This is a genomic window from Corynebacterium oculi (assembly GCF_001412105.1).
Classification (GTDB): Bacteria; Actinomycetota; Actinomycetes; order Mycobacteriales; family Mycobacteriaceae; genus Corynebacterium; species Corynebacterium oculi.
In genome coordinates this window covers 348,973-366,543 of record NZ_LKST01000004.1, presented here as the reverse complement: position 1 = coordinate 366,543, position 17,571 = coordinate 348,973, and the positions used below count along the sequence as shown (strand labels likewise).

Annotated in this window: 14 protein-coding genes and 1 pseudogene; 6 read left to right on the top strand and 9 right to left on the bottom strand. The window is 60.8% G+C overall.

Going from position 1 to position 17,571, the window contains the following annotated elements; translation table 11 throughout:
* Window positions 1–679: 679 nt before the first annotated feature.
* The 4 genes from Cocul_RS11310 to Cocul_RS11295 are packed head-to-tail and all read right to left on the bottom strand — an operon-like array spanning window position 680 to window position 3,497.
* The gene (locus tag Cocul_RS11310; RefSeq protein ID WP_055123384.1) at window positions 680–1,258 is read right to left on the bottom strand and encodes a GNAT family N-acetyltransferase; all 579 of its coding nucleotides are present in this window, start codon (window positions 1,256–1,258) and stop codon (window positions 680–682) included.
* A 51-nt stretch (window positions 1,259–1,309) separates the two neighbouring features.
* A complete protein-coding gene (locus Cocul_RS11305; protein ID WP_055123383.1) occupies window positions 1,310–1,657 on the bottom strand; it encodes a metallopeptidase family protein in 348 nt (115 codons plus the stop codon).
* Window positions 1,654–2,733: a septum formation family protein gene (locus Cocul_RS11300; protein WP_082422312.1), complete on the bottom strand. Its 1,080-nt coding sequence runs from the start codon at window positions 2,731–2,733 to the stop codon at window positions 1,654–1,656. The genes Cocul_RS11305 and Cocul_RS11300 overlap by 4 nt, the downstream gene beginning before the upstream one ends.
* A 5-nt stretch (window positions 2,734–2,738) precedes the next feature.
* Complete coding sequence (locus Cocul_RS11295; RefSeq protein WP_055123382.1) at window positions 2,739–3,497, bottom strand: GntR family transcriptional regulator; 759 nt, start codon at window positions 3,495–3,497, stop codon at window positions 2,739–2,741.
* Window positions 3,498–3,582: 85 nt separating this feature from the next.
* Here Cocul_RS11295 and serS point away from each other — a divergent pair, with 85 nt between their 5' ends.
* From serS to glpK, 6 genes are all read left to right on the top strand, one after another.
* Window positions 3,583–4,839 carry a serine--tRNA ligase gene (gene serS, locus Cocul_RS11290; protein ID WP_055123381.1) on the top strand — a complete coding sequence of 419 codons (1,257 nt, stop codon included), beginning with the start codon at window positions 3,583–3,585 and terminating at the stop codon, window positions 4,837–4,839.
* A gap of 296 nt (window positions 4,840–5,135) precedes the next feature.
* A complete protein-coding gene (locus Cocul_RS11285) occupies window positions 5,136–6,257 on the top strand; it encodes an alpha/beta hydrolase (protein WP_055123380.1) in 1,122 nt (373 codons plus the stop codon).
* A gap of 69 nt (window positions 6,258–6,326) precedes the next feature.
* The gene (locus Cocul_RS11280; protein WP_055123379.1) at window positions 6,327–8,243 is read left to right on the top strand and encodes a 1-acyl-sn-glycerol-3-phosphate acyltransferase; all 1,917 of its coding nucleotides are present in this window, start codon (window positions 6,327–6,329) and stop codon (window positions 8,241–8,243) included.
* A 170-nt stretch (window positions 8,244–8,413) separates the two neighbouring features.
* Window positions 8,414–10,144 carry a glycerol-3-phosphate dehydrogenase/oxidase gene (locus Cocul_RS11275; RefSeq protein WP_055123378.1) on the top strand — a complete coding sequence of 577 codons (1,731 nt, stop codon included), beginning with the start codon at window positions 8,414–8,416 and terminating at the stop codon, window positions 10,142–10,144.
* Complete coding sequence (locus Cocul_RS11270; RefSeq protein WP_055123377.1) at window positions 10,144–10,881, top strand: MIP/aquaporin family protein; 738 nt, start codon at window positions 10,144–10,146, stop codon at window positions 10,879–10,881. The genes Cocul_RS11275 and Cocul_RS11270 overlap by 1 nt, the downstream gene beginning before the upstream one ends.
* Window positions 10,882–11,000: 119 nt before the next feature.
* Window positions 11,001–12,533 (top strand): glycerol kinase GlpK, encoded by a 1,533-nt coding sequence (glpK, locus tag Cocul_RS11265; RefSeq protein ID WP_055123376.1) that lies wholly within the window; start codon window positions 11,001–11,003, stop codon window positions 12,531–12,533.
* A 57-nt stretch (window positions 12,534–12,590) separates the two neighbouring features.
* On the opposite strand, the gene Cocul_RS12955 is transcribed toward glpK, so the two are convergent.
* The 5 genes and pseudogenes from Cocul_RS12955 to Cocul_RS12085 form a co-directional block, all read right to left on the bottom strand.
* A complete protein-coding gene (locus Cocul_RS12955; protein ID WP_150114478.1) occupies window positions 12,591–12,851 on the bottom strand; it encodes a hypothetical protein in 261 nt (86 codons plus the stop codon).
* Window positions 12,852–12,886: 35 nt separating this feature from the next.
* The gene (locus Cocul_RS12950) at window positions 12,887–13,417 is read right to left on the bottom strand and encodes a GAF domain-containing protein (RefSeq protein WP_245622229.1); all 531 of its coding nucleotides are present in this window, start codon (window positions 13,415–13,417) and stop codon (window positions 12,887–12,889) included.
* The gene (locus tag Cocul_RS11565) at window positions 13,410–14,912 is read right to left on the bottom strand and encodes an FAD-dependent monooxygenase (protein WP_069723633.1); all 1,503 of its coding nucleotides are present in this window, start codon (window positions 14,910–14,912) and stop codon (window positions 13,410–13,412) included. Before Cocul_RS11565 ends, Cocul_RS12950 begins: the two co-directional genes overlap by 8 nt.
* 15 nt (window positions 14,913–14,927) lie before the next feature.
* On the bottom strand, window positions 14,928–16,115 hold the full coding sequence (locus Cocul_RS12090; protein ID WP_082422311.1) for a cytochrome P450: 1,188 nt from the start codon (window positions 16,113–16,115) through the stop codon (window positions 14,928–14,930).
* Between the two features lie 183 nt (window positions 16,116–16,298).
* Window positions 16,299–17,561 (bottom strand): annotated as a pseudogene (locus tag Cocul_RS12085) (MFS transporter).
* Between the last annotated feature and the right edge of the window lie 10 nt (window positions 17,562–17,571).

Below are 17,571 nucleotides of genomic sequence, written 5' to 3'. Positions count from 1 at the left end.
CGATCCCGTGAATTAACTCCTTATTCTGTACGCATATTTTATGCATCCGGTGATTCCTGATCGGTCTTATTGTATTTACTTTCATGTACTGAGTTTCGGAATTAAATATAGTGGTCATTGCCTTTGCTGTCGTGGCTTGCGTGGGAATGTTGAAAATTCCTGATGAAAATTGCTTGTCTGGTTGGGATTGGGGCAGATGGTATTGAGTAACGGGTATTCTGGGCCACTATGGCTTCATGCCGAGTTGATCTTGCGGGTGAACAATGTCATCATTGCCTACATGGTGATGGGTGGCAGTCCTTCCTGGCGATTCAGAGCGGCCCTTGAGGTGCACCCACCCGATGATGTGAGCGCCCGGGTGGGTGCATTGGCTACTGCTGTCAATGTCCCCGAAATAATGTACTCCGCGAAACTTTAGGGCGTAAAACTGATCGGATGGAGTGGGAGTGCCGGGTGGCAGAAAGTATAGCGGATATTCGCGCGGGGCGAGTAGTGACGGTGTCCCTATCGGAGCTGAATGCAGAATTAGGGGATCCCGGTGTGCCTAGTGCAGATATTCTGCAATGATGTGAAAAGTTGAGCCTTCTGAGCTTTCTCCGACTGCGGCCAAGGTGCTCTCTGTGATCCACAGGTTCGAGAAAATTCGATAACCTCGAACTACATCTAGTTCACCCCGCGATCATCTCTCCCCACGCGCCGCATACTCCTCCCGCAACATGCCCAGTTCCACCTGGTCATAAAACTTCGATCGGTGGAGCGTGGCCGCCCGGCGGCGGCCTTCCTCCACGAAGCCCAGGGAGGAGTAAAGCGCGAGCGCGCGGGCGTTGTATTCCCAGGCTCGTAATTCCACTTTGTTTGCGCCCATTTCCTCGAAGAGGAGGCGCAGTGCCACGGTCATGGCGTCTCGCCCGTAGCCGTGGTCTTGGTATTCGGGCCCGATGACGATGCCGAGGGTGGCGATCCGCACGGGAAGCCCAAGGCCCCACGCGGTGATGTGGCCTACGAGGTTTTCTTGCTGATCCTCGATGGCGTAGCCGAAGCCGCCGGGGGATTCGTTGGAGCTCCAGGAATCAAAGAGGCTTTCTGCGTGGTGGGTGGGGCGTGGGGCGATGCGGTCTTGCTGGAGGATCGCCTCGCCGGTGTCATTCCACCAGGCGGCAAGAACGCTGGTGTCGGTGGGTTGCACGGGGCGGAGGATAACCTGTTCGCCGCGCAGGAGGTTGGTGCCCCATGAGCGCAGGGAATCAAAAGTGTTCACGTCTTAATTATTTACCCGGTGGCGCGCACCGGCCGCCCATGCACCCCGGATTTACCCCCACCCCAGACGGTGCAGTTGTTCCTCGCTCATGCCAAAGTAGTGGCCCACCTCGTGCATGACGGTGATGTACACCTGCTCCTCCAGGTCTGCCTCCGAGGTGCAGTAGTCCATGAGTGCCCCGCGGTAGAGGGTGATGGTGTCGGGTAGGTGTCCGGTGTGGGTGAACTGGCGGCGGGTGAGGGAGACCCCCTCGTAGAGCCCCAGGGTGTTGGAGTTGCCCTCGCGGTAGTCGCGCACCAGGATCACCACGTTTTGCATGCGGTCGGCAAATTCGTCGGGTATCCTGGCGAGGGCGGAGTCCACTAGTTCGTCGAAGCACTCGTCGCTGACGTCGATCATGGGGCGGCGGCCTCCTGCCCCGGAACACCCGGAGCCCCCTGCTCGGCCCCCGGAGCAGCACCCGCTTCGGTGGCCCCGGCGTCGGCAGCGGGGGCAGGTGGGGCCCCGTTGATGGTGAACTCCCCGGTGGCGCTGCCGCGCAGGGAGTTGAAGCCGTTTTCCCCGTGGGCGCTGATCAGGGAGCAGTTCACGCTGTGGGAGCCGCCGATCCAGGATTCGGCGGGGATGCTACCCCAGTAGATTTGCAGGGTGGTCTTTTCTAGGTTTTCCGGGCCGCCCAGGTAGTCCTCTGCGGCCTTGGTGCATACCTCCTGGAGGTGGTTGTCCTGGTCCTCCACGCTGGGGGTGCTCTCAGGGAAGGTTTCTAAGAGGTTGACCACGGCGGTGGTTTCTAGCTGGTGATCCTCGCCGCAGTCCACTACTCCCAGGGAGTTAGCGGCGTTGACGGATACGCACTGGCCCGGCTGGGTGACGCGGGCCTGATCTTGGCTACTCACGGTGCCGTGGGTGATCTCCGGGGTGCCGGCGGGGTTGGTGGATTGTAGCCCGCAGAGCATGGTGCGGTCTCCGGCGGCCCAGGCTTCGGCGGGCGGGAGGATGGAGGCGATGGAGTAGCGCCCGGAGGGGTCAAAGCGGCCGTCGAGGTAGCGCAGGGTGGGGTTGTGGCAGAGTTCGGAGCGCAGTTGGGCCTGGCGGGTGACGTCCGGCGGGGCGGCGTTGTCTCCGAACTCGGAGGAAGGGTAGGTGCCGAGGTCTTGGCGGGCGGAGACCTCAAAGCGGTGGTCGCCCTCGCAGGGGGCCTCGCGGAAGTGGCTCACGGTGCCGTCCTCGGCTACGTCCCAGCTCAGGCAGGCGCCGGGTTGGGCGGCGGTGAAGGGTTGGGCTTCTTTCTTGGCGGCGGCACCTTCGGTCTCCTCGGCGTGTGCGGAGCTGGTGGTGCTGGGGGCTGCCTGGGGGGCGGTGTCATCGTGCCCGGCGGCGTAGTGAAAGGAGACGAGGCAGACGGCGGAGGTCAGCGCACCGACGAGGGCGATGCGCACGGAGAGGGCGGTGCGCCAGGTTTTAGGGAGGCTCATAACAGTTACCCACTGTAATCATCTCGGGAACGGGACACGCGGGCCTTCATGCGGTAGCGGTCCGTGCGGTACACGGAGGAACAGTATTCCACGTGGGCCTCCCCGGCCCGCGATTGCCGTTCGATGCTCAGTAGGGCGGTCTTGGGGGCGACGTCGAGGAGCACGGCGGCCCCGGTGGTGGCGCTCACGGCGGTGATGGTTTGGGTGGCGTCGGTAATGCGCAGGCCGTAGCGCTGTTCGAGGATGGTGTACACGGAGTTGTACACGTCGGTTTCGAGCAGGTCGGGGGCGAGCCCGGCGTGGTACCAGGCGTCGTCGATGGCGTAGGGCTCGCCGTTGCCCAGCCGCAGCCGACGCAGCCGAATGTGGGGTTGGTGCTCCGGGGTGCCAAACCAGCGGGCGACCTCCGGGGGTGGGGTGCCGCGCTCCGCCAGCAGGATGCGGGAGGAGGCCGTGACGTCCTGGGCGCGCATCTCCGAGGAGAAGGAGGCCAGGTGGGGCCGGGAAACTAGGGGACTGGGGGCCACGAAGGTGCCCTTGCCGCGCTCGCGGCGGATCTTTCCGGCGGCCACGAGGTCTCCGAGCGCGCGGCGCACGGTGATGCGGGAGACCCCGTAGGCCTGCTCGATGGCGCGCTCGCTGGGCAGCATGTCCCCGGGGTGAAGCCGGGTGGTGCAGAGTTCTTCCAGGATTTCCCGCAGCTGCGTGTGCTTGGGCGCGGTGTCGCCGAGCACCTCGCCGGGGGGAAGTTCTGGCTCAGGCATGGGTCTGAGTCTACGGGGTGCTCGGTGGCTTATCGACGCCGCGCCGCGCGCCGTCGATAAGCTACCGGCCGGTAGGCTGGGGCGCGTGATTGATCTGAAGTTTCTTCGCGATAATCCCGACGCAGTGCGCGCCTCGCAGACCACCCGCGGGGAGGACCCCGCGTTGGTGGATTCCCTTCTTGCGGCTGACGAGGCCCGCCGCCAGGCCATTCAGAGGGCCGATGAGCTGCGCAGCGAGCAGAAGGCCTTTGGCAAGAAGATCGGCCAGGCCAGCCCCGAGGAGCGCCCCGCCCTTTTGGCGGGCTCCAATGAGCTCAAGGAGCGCGTGAAGGCGGCAGAAGAGGAGCAGAAATCCGCCGAGGAGCGTGTGCTGGAGCTTCAGATGAAGCTGGGCAACGTGGTAGAGGGCGCGCCCGCCGGCGGCGAGGATGATTACGTGGTGCTAGAGCACGTGGGCCAGCCGCGCGAGTTTGACTTCGAGCCCAAGGACCACCTGGATTTGGGCGAGTCCCTGGGCTTGATTGACATGAAGCGTGGCACGAAGGTTTCCGGTTCGCGCTTCTACTACCTCACTGGCGACGGCGCCCTGCTCCAGCTCGGCATGCTCATCCTCGCCGCGCAGAAGGCGCGCGACGCCGGGTTCCAGGTGATGATTCCCCCGGTGCTGGTGCGCCCGGAGATCATGAACGGCACCGGCTTTTTGGGCGCGCACGCGGAGGAGATTTATTACCTGGAGCGCGATGACCTCTACCTGGTGGGCACCTCCGAGGTGGCGCTGGCGGGGTACCACTCCGAGGAGATCATTGACCTCTCGCAGGGGCCGATCAAGTACGCCGGGTGGTCCTCCTGCTTCCGCCGCGAGGCGGGCTCCTACGGCAAGGACACCAGGGGCATTTTGCGCGTGCATCAGTTCGATAAGTTGGAGATGTTCGTGTACTGCAAGCCGGAGGAGGCCGCAGCCCAGCATCAGGTGCTGCTGGGCATGGAGCGGGAGATGCTTTCCGCCGTGGAGGTGCCGTACCGCATTATCGACGTCGCGGGCGGTGACCTCGGCTCCTCGGCCGCGCGGAAGTTCGACACCGAGGCCTGGGTGCCCACCCAGCAGACCTACCGGGAACTGACGTCCACCTCGAACTGCACGACCTTCCAGGCCCGCCGCCTCTCCACCCGATACCGTGATGAAACCGGCAAGCCGCAGGTGGCGGCGACCCTCAACGGCACGCTGGCCACCACCCGGTGGCTGGTGGCCATCCTGGAGAATAACCAGCAGGCCGATGGCTCCGTGGTGGTGCCGGAGGCCCTGCGGCCCTTCGTGGGTAAAGAGGTATTGGAACCCCGATAGATCCAAGGAAGTTCCCAGCTTTTTATCAGATATATCCCCTGCTTAGTGGCGGGGGATATATGTTTTATTGGAAACGAATGGGCCTTTAAATACACCCGGATAGGGGTGGTGATAGGCGCTTTGCCAGGGCTTTTAAAAGGTTTTCCTGGAGGTACCATTTATCCGTTAGGGGGCTGCGGTTATGCTTTTGCTCAAATAGTCCCGTGCCGTGGTTGCGCTGTGGCTTCGCCGCGGCACCGCAACGCCACAGTACAAATTGCAGGCCTCTGTAAAAAGACGAAGAAATGAGGAAACGCATGACCTCCCAGCGCATGTCCCTCCGCGTGATCGCCGCAGGCTCGGCCCTGAGCCTCGCCCTGACGGGCCTGACCCCCGCCCTCGCCGGCGCGCAGGTCATGGGCGCCCCGGCTGCCCCGGCGGCGGCCGCCCCCCAGGCTGAAGTCAACGAGGGCTTCTTCACCAGCAACGATGGCCAGAACACCCAGGTGTACTGGAAGTCTCAGACGCTGCCCAACGCCAAGGGCAACGTGGTGGTGGTGCACGGAGCCGCCGAGCACTCCGGCCGGTACGACTACGTGGCCGATCGCCTGCTGGCCGATGGCTACAACGTCTACCGCCTGGATCACCGTGGCCACGGCAAGACCGCGGACGCGGGTAACTCCGTGGTGCGCGGGCACATTGATGACTTCCACTACCTCGTGGATGACATGAACATCCTGACGCAGAAGGCCAAGGCGGAGCACCCGGACGTCAAGACCTTCATGCTTGGGCACTCCATGGGAGCCCTGGCCGCGCAGTTCTACGGGATCAAGTACCCCGGCGAGGTAGCCGGAATCATCACCAACGGCGGCGGCGCGCCGATCAACCTCTCCGGGCGCAACGAGCCCGGCCCGGTGGTCACCCCGCAGGAGATCACGCAGAAGCAGCGCGAGCTCGATCCCACCTTCTCGGAGCGCCTGCCGATGACGGAGCTGACCACCTTTAACGCCCGGCTGGCTCAGCAGGTGCTGCCCGGCCGCGTGGACGCGCATGTTCCCTCGGCTCCGCTGAGCGATCAGATTCAGATCCCCAATGCGTTCACGGACGGTGTGGCTTCCGAGCCCGAGGTGACGGAGCAATACAAGACCGATCCCCTGGTGAACAAGACGCTCAGCCTGGGCATGGTGCAGCAGATGGTGTTTGCCGGCTTCTATGACGGCGTGAATGCGGATCGGTTCACCGCTCCCACCCTCATCATGCACGGCACCAAGGACGGTGTGGTGCCCAGCTACTTCTCCCAGGACTGGTACAACGGCATCGCCTCGCAGGACAAGGAGATCGTGTACTGGGAGGGTCAGATGCACGAGGTGTTCAACGAGCCCGCCAAGGCGGAGGCCATGGATAAGGTCATCGGCTGGCTGAACGCCCACAACGTCTAGGAAGTAGAGCCGCACACGCGGCGGAAAACTGCGCGCGCCACGCGGGTGCCCTGAACTATAATCCCGGATATGTTGCTGAAGGATATGGTTTATCGAGGCATCGTCCGCGTGGCGCGCTTTGTCATGTTCGCCCAGGGCCTCCAGATGCACGTGGACGGCCAGGATCGGGTGCCCCGCAAGGGGGGCGCGGTGTTGGTGATGAACCACTCCGGGTACATGGACTTTGTGCTGGGCGGTTACGTTCCGTACCTCCAGCGCCGCCTGGTGAGGTACATGACCAAGTCCAGCATCTTCGATAAGCCGGGGGTGGGCACCCTCATGCGGATCATGGAACATATCCCGGTGGACCGTATCGACGGCGCGGCCTCCTTCGAGGAGGCGGTGCGGAAGGCCTCGGAGGGGCAGATCGTGGGGATCTTCCCTGAGGCCACCATCTCCCGCAGCTTTGAGATCAAGAACCTGCGCACGGGGGCGGTGCGCATCGCCCAGGAGGCGGGGGTGCCGGTAATCCCCCTGGTGTCCTTTGGCTCCCAACGCTTGTGGACCAAGGGGGGCAAGCGCAACCTGGGGCGCAGCCGCACCCCTATTTACCTCTCGGTGCTGGAACCGTGGCAGCCGGAGGGCTCGCCCGAGCGTGCCACGGAGGCCCTGCGAGGGCAGATGCAGGAGGGGCTGGAGCGGCTGTGGGAAAAGTATCAGCGGGATTACGGGGAGTTCCCGGCCGATGAATTCTGGGTGCCGGCGCGCTTTGGCGGCGGCGCGCCCTCCCCCGAGGTGACCCAGCGGGAAGACAGCGCGGTGGAAAAGGAACGCTACCGCATCCGCAAACTCAGCGAGGATCTGACCACGCTGAGCGAGAAGTTCAAGGAAGTAAGCCGTAACCTGGTTGCCGGTGCCTATGAGGCCTATGATTCCGCGCAAGAAAAGCTGGCCCAGGTGCAGAATCAGGCCCAAGAGCAGGCCCGGGAGGGGGACGAGGATCGCGCCGCGATGATGGTGTGGCTCAAGAACAACATGGACGAGCTGGCCGCCGAGGTATCCCAGGGGGCCAAGGAGGGCCGCGATCGGATCTCCGCTTCCATGGAGCAGGCCAAGAACAACGCCGCCATGCTGTATTCCCAGCTCTCTAGCAGCGGGTGGGAGCGCTACGAGGGCTCGCGCCTGGACGAGGCGCTCACCCGCCTGGCGGCGCAGTCCAAGCAGATCGTGAGCAAGCTGCCGCACCGGGTGACCTCGCAGTTTAACGGTATTCCGGCGGCGATCGTGTGCAACATCGAGGGATCCCTGTTGGGTACCGATGGGGGGATGGACGAGCGGGACGTGCAGGCCCTGCGCCGGGCGGCGGAGCAGGGTTCGAGCATCGTCTTGACCACGGAGTTCGGCCCGGACGAGTGGCGGCGCGCCGCGGCGGCGCTCGATCTGCCCACCGTGGGGGTGTGTTATGACGGCGCGGTGGTCATGGATGCCAAGGGGGAAACTCTGCACCGGAGTTTTTTCGCCGAGGAACAGGCGCGGGCCGTGGAGCGGGCCGTGGCGGACGCGGGACCGGATGTGTCTCTCCAGTGGCGCACCGAGGCCGATGGTGAGGAATATCACAAGATGATCGGCGTGGTGAAAGTCGCGCCGAAGGCGACGCGAAAAATCGCCTCTCACCTGCGCAAGGAGCTTGGCTCCGGGGTGGAGGTGGTGCCCACCCTGGGGCGGGGATTCCATCTCCTTCCGGCCGAAACAAATAAAGGTCTAGGTGTTTTTCGGGCGTTGGATTCCCTGCACATTACCCCCACGCAGACGGTGGCCTTCGGGGCCGCAGCCTCGGACGTTCCCGTGCTTGAGGCGGTGGGCAAGGCCGTGGCGATGGCCGACGCCCCCTCTGAGGTGCTGAAAAAGGCGGCCAGCGCGACGTCGATAAGCGACGAAGCCGGGGTGGCGGAGGTGCTCACCCCGCTTTTGGACGCGGCCGCGCAGGGCGACGGCGACGGGGAGTGACCACCCCCGTTCATCTCCCGTGCTCCGCAGGTCAAAACCATAATGTGGACATTTTTGCCAGGGCGTTTTTACGCACCTTTTTGCTACTGTGAAGCCGTAAATCGTGCGCGATGACGAGTGGCCGCACCGGCCCTATCCAACCGTGAAGAGAAGGGGTAGAGCTACTACCAATGGCTTCCACAAGCAAGCAGACTTTTAATCCGGAATCCTACGAAAACGCCTGGCAGCGCTTCGGCGAGGAGGAGTTTGACGTCGTCATCATCGGCGGCGGCTCCGTGGGCGCGGGCGCGGCCGTCGATGCCGCCACCCGTGGCCTGAAGGTGGCCGTGGTGGAGACCCGCGACTTCGCCGCCGGCACCTCCTCGCGCTCCTCCAAGATGTTCCACGGCGGGCTGCGCTACCTGGCGATGTTTGACTTCCGCCTGGTGGCGGAATCCCTGCGCGAGCGCGAGCTGAACATGTCCACCCTGGCCCCGCACCTGGTCAAGCCGCTGCGCTTCATCTTCCCGCTCACCCACCGCCTGTGGGAGCGCGTGATGATGTTCGGCGGCTTCACCCTTTATGACCTCATGGGTGGTGCGAAGTCCGTGCCCATGCAGAAGCACCTCACGCGCTCCAGCGTGCTCAAGCGCAACCCCGGCCTGCGCGAGGACGCCGTGGTGGGCGGCGTGCGCTACTACGACACCCAGGTGGACGACGCCCGCCACACCATGATGGTGCTGCGCACCGCGGCCGAGTACGGCGCCGTGGTGCGCACCTCCACCCAGGTCACCGGCCTGGATAAGATCAACGGCCGCGTGGTCTCCGCCCGCCTGCGCGACACCGAAACCGGCGCGGAGACCACCATTCGCGGCTCCGTGTTCATCAACGCCACCGGCGTGTGGAACGACGAGATCGAGAAGATGGCGGGCACCAAGGGCAAGTTCTCTGTGCATGCCTCCAAGGGCGTGCACATCGTGGTGCCCAAGAGCGTGCTGGAGGCGGACTCCGCCCTGACCTTCGTGACGGAAAAGTCCGTGCTCTTTGTCATGCCGTGGGGCGACTACTGGATCATCGGCACCACCGACACGGACTGGGCCAAGACGCTGAGCAAGCCCGATCCCGCCCCCACCCGCGCGGACATTGATTACATCCTCACCGAGGTGAACAAGCGCGTGCGCCGCCAGATCACCCACTCGGACATCGTGGGCGTGTATTCCGGCCTGCGCCCCCTGCTGGAGGGCAGCTCGGATTCCACCACCAACCTCTCGCGCAATCACGCCGTGGCCCGCAACGTGCCGGGCTTGGTCTCCGTGGCCGGCGGCAAATACACCACCTACCGCGTGATCGGCAAGGACGCCGTGGATCTGGCCCTCCAGGACGTGCCCAAGCAGGTCTCCGAATCCGTCACCGACCAGACCCCGATCCTGGGCGCCGACGGCTATCACGCCCTGGCCAACCAGGTACCCGCCCTGGCCGCGCGCTACGGCCTCAGCGACAAGCAGATCGAGCACCTCCTGGGCCGCTACGGCTCTCTCTACGAGGAGGTGCTGGCCCCGGCCGCCGAGGACGCCACCCTGCTGGAGCCGGTTCCCGCCGCGCAGGGCTACCTCAAGGCCGAGGTGCTGTACGCCGTCACCCACGAGGGCGCGCTGCACCTGGAGGACGTGCTGGGTCGTCGCCTGCGCGTGGTCATGGAATATTCCCACCGTGGCCTTGACTCTGCCGAGGCCGTGGCGGACCTCATCGCCCCCACGCTGGGCTGGGACGAGGACACCAAGGCGAAGGAGATCGCCACCTTCCGCGAGCGCATCGAGGCCGAGCTTGCCGCAGAGAAGGCACTCACGGATGAGGATGCGAATACGATCATCACCGAGGCTGCCGATTCCCGACACGCCATTGACACTTCGGTGGAGGACTGATGCTTACTGCTACTGATGCTTTCCTGTGGGAGTTCCTAGGAACCACCCTGCTGTTGCTCCTGGGCAACGGCGTCTGCGCGGTGAACGCGCTGCGCACCTCCGGCGGCAAGGGCACCGGCTGGGTGCTCATCGCCTTCGGCTGGGGCATGGCCGTCTACGTGGGCGCCAGCGTGGCCGACGTCTCCGGCGGCCACCTCAATCCGGCGGTCACCGTGATGCTGGCGCTCAAGGGCGCGGTGTCCTGGTCGCTCGTCCCGGCCTATGTGGGTGGGCAGCTCCTCGGCGCCATCTTCGGCGCCGTGCTGGCCTGGGCGGCGTTCAAGCAGCTTTTCGACGCCAACAACGTTGACGAGCAGGGCAAGGTCACCGGAGCGAATAGTGAGACCGGGGGGATTTTCTTCACCGGCCCGGCCGAGCCGAACAACCTGTGGAACACCGTCACGGAGTTCATCGCCACCTCGGTGCTGCTGATCTTCATCGCCTTCGGCCCCACCGGCGGCGAACTGGGCCCGCTGACCTACTTCGGCGTGGCCTTCGTGATCGTGTCCATCGGCATGTCCCTGGGCACCCCCACGGGCTACGCCCTGAACCCGGTGCGCGACTTCGGCCCGCGCCTGGCCTACGCCTTCCTGCTGCCGATCCCCGGCAAAGGCAACCCCAACTGGGGCTACGCCTGGGTGCCCGTGGTGGGCCCCATGCTGGCGGCGGTGGCCGTGGGCCTGCTCGCCGCGCTGTAGATCGCTAGAGTACGTGGAGAGAGACCTACGGCGGAAAGCACAGTAGCAGTAACGCGGCCCCCTCACGGGGGCTTAGCCGTAGAACAATACGGACAGACTTAAACGGAGCAAGTGAACTAATGAGCCAGAGCAAATACGTTGCGGCCATCGACCAGGGCACGACCTCGACGCGCTGCATTATCTTCGACCACGACGGCAACCAGGTGGCCTCGGGGCAATTCGAGCACGAGCAGATCTTCCCCCAAAAGGGCTGGGTGGAGCACAACCCCATCGAGATCTGGGACAACACCCGCCGCGCCGTGGGTAGCGCGCTCGCCGATAGCGACGTAGCCAGCCACGACATCACCGCCGTGGGCATCACCAACCAGCGCGAAACCACGATCGTGTGGGACAAGAACACCGGCGAGCCGGTGTACAACGCGATCGTGTGGCAGGACACCCGCACCAGCGAGCTCTGCGCCGAACTCGCCGGGGAAGAGGGCCCCGACCGCTGGCGCAAGACCACCGGCCTGCGCATCAACTCCTACCCCTCCGGCCCCAAGATCAAGTGGATCCTGGACAACGTTGAACGCGCGCGCGAGCGCGCCGAGGCCGGAGACCTCCTCTTTGGCACCATCGACACCTGGTTGCTGTGGAACCTCACCGGCGGCGCCGAAGGCGATGAAGGCGAACCCGCCGTCCACGCCACGGACGTCACCAACGCCTCCCGTACCCTCCTCATGGACCTCGAAACCCTGCAATGGGACCCCGAGCTCTGCAAAGCCATGGACATTCCCATGTCCATGCTGCCGGAGATCCGCCCCTCCCTGGGCGACTTCCGCACAATCCGCGCCCGCGGCTCCCTTCCCGGCGTGCCCATCCGCGCCGTCCTCGGAGACCAGCAGGCCGCCATGTTCGGCCAGGGCTGCTTCCGCCCCGGCGACGCCAAGAACACCTACGGCACCGGCCTCTTCCTGTTGCTCAACACCGGCACCACGCCCAAATGGAGCGATAACGGCCTGATTACCACCGTGTGCTTCCAGATCGAGGGCGAACGCCCCGTCTACGCCCTGGAGGGCTCCGTCTCCATGGGTGGCTCCCTGGTGCAGTGGCTGCGCGATAACCTCCAGATCATCCCCAACTCCGGGCAGATCGAAAACCTCGCCCGCGAGGTACCCGACAACGGCGGCGTGTACATCGTCCCCGCCTTCTCCGGGCTCTTCGCCCCGCACTGGCGCCCCGACGCCCGCGGCGTCATCGTGGGACTCACCCGCTTTGCCAACCGCAAGCACCTCGCCCGCGCCGTGCTGGAGGCCACCGCCTACCAGACCCGCGAGGTGGCCGACGCCATGGTGGCCGACTCCGGCGTGGAGATCACCGACCTGCGCGTGGACGGCGGCATGACCATGAACGAACTGCTCATGCAGTTCCAGGCGGACATCCTGGGCACCAACGTGGTACGCCCCAAGAACATCGAGACCACGGCCACCGGCGCCGCCCTGGCCGCCGGCATCTCCGTGGGCTACTGGGACAACCTTGAGGTGCTGCGCCAGGACGAGAACGCCACCACCGTGTGGAAGCCCACCATGGAGCAGGAACAGGTGGACTCCCTCTACGGGGAGTGGCAGCGCGCCGTGAAGCGCTCGCTGAACTGGGAGTATGACGCGGACTAGGTTTTACGGTCCGCCAGGTGTGCCACCGGGGTTGGGGTGCCCGGTGGCACGTCGTATTTACATGGGGATATGCGTAAGAAGAATGCCGTCTGTGGCGGGCGCTGGCGTGGTGCCTTTGGGTAAGGCGGGAAGGGGATCAAAGCCATGTAATACGGCCTCGGGGAGATTGGGCCGTTGTGGGGAAAGCCACGCAATCACGCGGTGTGAAGCATCGTCCAGGAAAGCGGGGGCGTGTTTTGCCGCCAGTGCGGTCTGATCAAATATATTCCTAGATATAACATCAACATCGGTGCTGGCGAGAATCTCGGGCAGAGTCACAGAGACACCTATCACCCTGGTGCCCTCAAAAGTATCTACGCATCGCATTGTGTACTTATGGACGCGCTGGTGTTGATCGAGATACTCCCCGCTATGTCTTGCTCCCGTTTGTGCTGTGCGGATTTGTTGAGCCACACGCAGAATATCGGCTGGCCGGGAAAACGAGATAGCCAGTCTGTCAGCGTTTCTCCTGGAGAAAAGGGAGTTTTGGCTTTGACAACGGCGGAGGGAACGGCCCGATCGGAGAGATCCCATCCCCATGCCTCTGTTTCTGGTTCCCTGGGAAGACTATACGTGGGATCACCTATCCACATCAGTACCCCGTGAACATGGCGGGTAACTCCTAAGACTGGAAAGGCTACGGCCAGACCTGGTCCGGCAAGATCCACAAGTACCTGGGATTGTTTGAGGTTATTCAGGACGGTCTCTAAGAGTCGAAGAACGGTGGTGCGCACTGATCCTCGAAATTTGTTGGAGAGTGGACGCCATTGTTTTGACCGAGCGCCGATACGCAGGACGGAGGGAGAATCGCCTACCGTGTCCACAAGGAACCAACTCTCAGTCATGTGCCTTTTCCTCGTTATTGCAAGTCAGCGAGAAGTAACTATGCAAGCAGGATAACATAGTTTTCTCTTCTTCTGCTCTTCCTGCCCAGGCGATATAACCATCGGGACGAACAACAATGACCTCGGGGAAGTCTTGAGGGAGTTCTTTACTGAGAGATATGGGATTGGTGAACTTGGGGATTGGAATATTTTTGAGGATCTTTTCTGTTGAAATAATTAAAAACTTCCCGTCACCGAGCAGTCTACTAATAGTAGTAATCTCCTTATTTAACGCGATCTCTAAATCAGGCATGAACGTTCCATCAAGATCCGGGTATTCCTCCAGTCCCACGCTGTATTGAGCAGATACCCCATTGATGCGGTCGGCCAGCCAATCGTGTGATTCCTGGTGGCAGAGCATTTCCGCCATGGTGTGACGGATTGTGTCGTAGATAGGGTCAGGGTTCATCATGAGGGATTGCAGGCGAGTATTATTAATCAGCCACTGACCTGCCGATTCCCGTTCCTGTCCGTAAGTATCGAGCAATTGTTCCTCGGCCGCCCCACAGAGGACGGCGCTGATTTTCCATCCCAGGTTCACGGCATCAATGATTCCGGTATTGAGGCCCTGACCTCCGAGAGGGTAATGGATATGAGCGGCATCTCCGGCGAGGAAAAGACGGCGATCGCGATAGCTTCGGGCTATGCGACTATAATCGCTAAACCGATTCAAGTAATGGGGGGAAACTAGTTCCACGGGATTGCCGACGACACGTTCAACGGCGGAAGAAAACTCTTCGGGGGTAACTGAAGCCTTACGATCGGAGACAGGGCCATCGAATTCAAAAACAATCAGTCGGCTCTCTCCATAGGGATTATGATTTAGTAGAGTCCACCCTCGTGGAGTGTGTGACCAGCCATTAGGAATCTGATTTGGGTGGGGGAGGGAGACCAAACCGAGCATGGCGCGCATGGTGGGAGCATATTCTCGAATATCAAAATCTCCCGATTGCCGTACTATGCTCCGTCCACCGTCAGCACCAATAACGTAGTCTGCGGTGAAAGAGTGCTCGTTCCCCTCATCATCAAGAGACTGGATGAAAGCTTCCGTCTCCGTTTGTGAAACCGCAGTCACGCAATGCCCTCGCAAAACTTTGGCACCACAGCCTTCCGCATGGCGGCTAATTGCTCGTTCAAGATCCGCCTGCGCGATGCCAAGCATAACTGGTCCATCAATTGTTCGAGTACGGAGGCTGAGCCAGGGATACCCTGCGAACTGAAACGGCTCGACTGTATTAGCCAAGTGATCGGTGGTACGCCGTGGAGAAGCTACGATGCCTCGACGGATGAGCGTAGAGATAGCGCGCGCATGATAGGTACCAGCCTTCGGGTATTCGCTGATCGTGTGACGCTTTTCTAGCACCACAGCGGAAATATCGTGTAATGCTAACTCATTGGCCACCAACATTCCTACGGGGCCACCACCGACGATAACTACGTCATAGTGTTTTCTCATGATCTTCTGTCCCTTCTATCCAAGAAAAACGGGAAGGCGGGAAGGTCTGCGTAAACCTATTCCTCTATCCCAGGGTATGTCTGAGGGGGCAAGGGAAAGTTGGAGATTGGGAAAACGTTCCGCAATGGTTCCAATTATCGTAATTAACTCTATTTGCGCTAGGGCGGAACCCATGCAACGGTGCATGCCGTAACCGTACTGTAGATGTTTTTTACCAGGACGGAAAGGATTAATCTCTAGCGGTCTCTCGAATACCTTGGGGTCCCGGTTGGCTGCGTTTATGTACGGATATACGATTGTACCCACAGATAGTTCTCTTTCCCCAATGGGGAGGGGTTGAGTTAGCTCGCGCGGGAAGGAACCGGGAGTGCCTAGCGGCATAAGGCGCAAGATCTCCTCAACGAATCCCTCTACTGGTATTTCTCCCGAGACAATTCCGCCGTAGAATTTAGGAAAAGCTAAAGCTGTATAGACGATTTTTGAAAGCATGGTACTCACGTTGTTATCGCCGCCGAGGACGATTCCCATGACCGTTCCAGCTAGGAGGGTCTCGGAGATATCATGGAACTCTGGCTGCATGGAACGCTTACGATAGATATCAACCAAGCCTCCAGGGCTAGAATGTTCTTCTCCTTTTACCAACCGTTGAACCCAGCCGTATAGCTCCGTCCAGGATTCTTCAATTACTTCAATATTATCCCGGGGTGCCATCTGTATTATCCGCCCTAAATTATTCATCCATGTGGCGCGATCTGTGCTCACGCCAAGCATGGTACAGACTACCTGTGCAGGCACGATACGAAATACGTCTGTAACAAGATCTGGTTGAGAAGATTCTTGTAGGGTATCAAGGCATTGATGAGTTAAGCCGATGATCGTGGGAACGAGAGTACTGATAGCGCGAGCGCTAAACTCGTGAGAAACGAACCGACGAACCTGGCCATGGATAGGAGCATCGAGATTAATGAGAACCTCTGGTGCCCAGTTGGTCGGCATGAAAGAGGGGCCGCCCTCTACATTGCAGAGAGACCGACTGGCGCTGCGGTCGAGCATGAGGGTTTTAACCTGATCATAATCACTAAGGCTGATTGCTTCGTGGCCGCTGGGGAGTTGAACCCGGGTTAGGCCATCTTCTCCCTTCCACTCGCGAATATAGGGAGCAGGAGTATCCAGGTTTGGAATATCTGTCACAAGGGGATTCATTTTATCCTTCCGTAGATTTAACGGCAGAGTTTCTGCTGCTTAGCAATGCGAAAACTGTGATGGATAGTATAAGACTTATTGCCGCAAGCGTCCATAGGATTGGGGTCAGTCCTTGGCTAAAAGCTTCTTGCAAGGAGTTTATCTCAATGTCGGTGATGTGTATGCCTCCGATTTCTCCACTGACTACTTTATTGATGATTCCTTTTGATCTTCCTCTGCGATCTTGTCGGGGAGTGTTTTCTTGACACCTGCTCCGACGCTGGTGCTCAAAATTCCTGCGAATACTGCAACTACTATTGCTTGACTACCCAATCGAACGGTGGAAACGAGGCCCGATACCATTCCAGATTTCTCTTCGGGAACTGATCCAATTGCTTGTCCATCAACTAGTCCGACTCCTAGTCCAAATCCAAGTCCAATTATGAGGAATGGGATGATGAGGGAGGGAATGCTTGGAGTCGTGTCCTGGACTGTGAGTAGGGCTGCGCCGAGCGCGAAAAATGCAATGCTGCTAGATAGAATAATCTGAGCAGGGACCCCTTTATTGTAGAGTTTCCCGGCAATGAGAGGGCCGATAACTACTGGAATAGTCATGATGAGCATGACCTTTCCTAGTTTCTGCGAAGATAATTTCCAGACGATAGTGAGAAAAGTAGGGTAATAGGTGAGTAAAGTTACAAACCCTATTGCGCCTGCAACTGGTACGGAAAGAAGGCCTACCATGCGGGGAGACTTGAGTAAGCTCAAATCGAGAAGAGGGTTATCTGCATTTTTTTCTACCTAAATGAACGCGATGAACAATACCATACCTAGACAGATTAAGGTGACTGTACCCAAGGAAGTACACCCCCAGGTATTGCTCTGGGCTATGCCGGTAATAATTAGGCTCAACGAGGCGGCAAAAGTGATGGCCCCTGGATAGTCTACCTTACTTTGGTTGGGGGTAGAGGTATCTCTTATTCTTGAAGCCAAAGTAAGGAAGATTGAGATACTTATAGCCACTGCGCTGAACCAAAATATCCCTTTCCATCCCGTTGCTGCAATTGCCAGTGAGGAAACGGTGGGGCCGAGACCAAGTCCGACGCCAGCCGCAGTGCCGAACAAATCAAATGCACGAGCAGAGGCCGATCCTGAAAAGGTAACGGCAAGTAATGCTCCCGAACAGGCGAATATAATTGCAGCACCAATTCCTGCGATGCCACGGGCTATATCAAGAATTATAAGGTTTGGTGCTAGGGCGCTAAGTACACCCGATAGGCCAAATATAAAAGACCCTAGAAGCAATCCGCGCTTTCGCCCCAGGTGGTCGGAGATGGATCCGGCAACCAGGCTGAATACCGCGAAGGTCAAATTAAATCCATTGACAACCCACTGCAACCGGGTCGGATGAGATCCCAGGTCCGAGGCGATATAAGGTAAGGCTACTCCGGTTCCTGATACGCCCATTGGTACGATC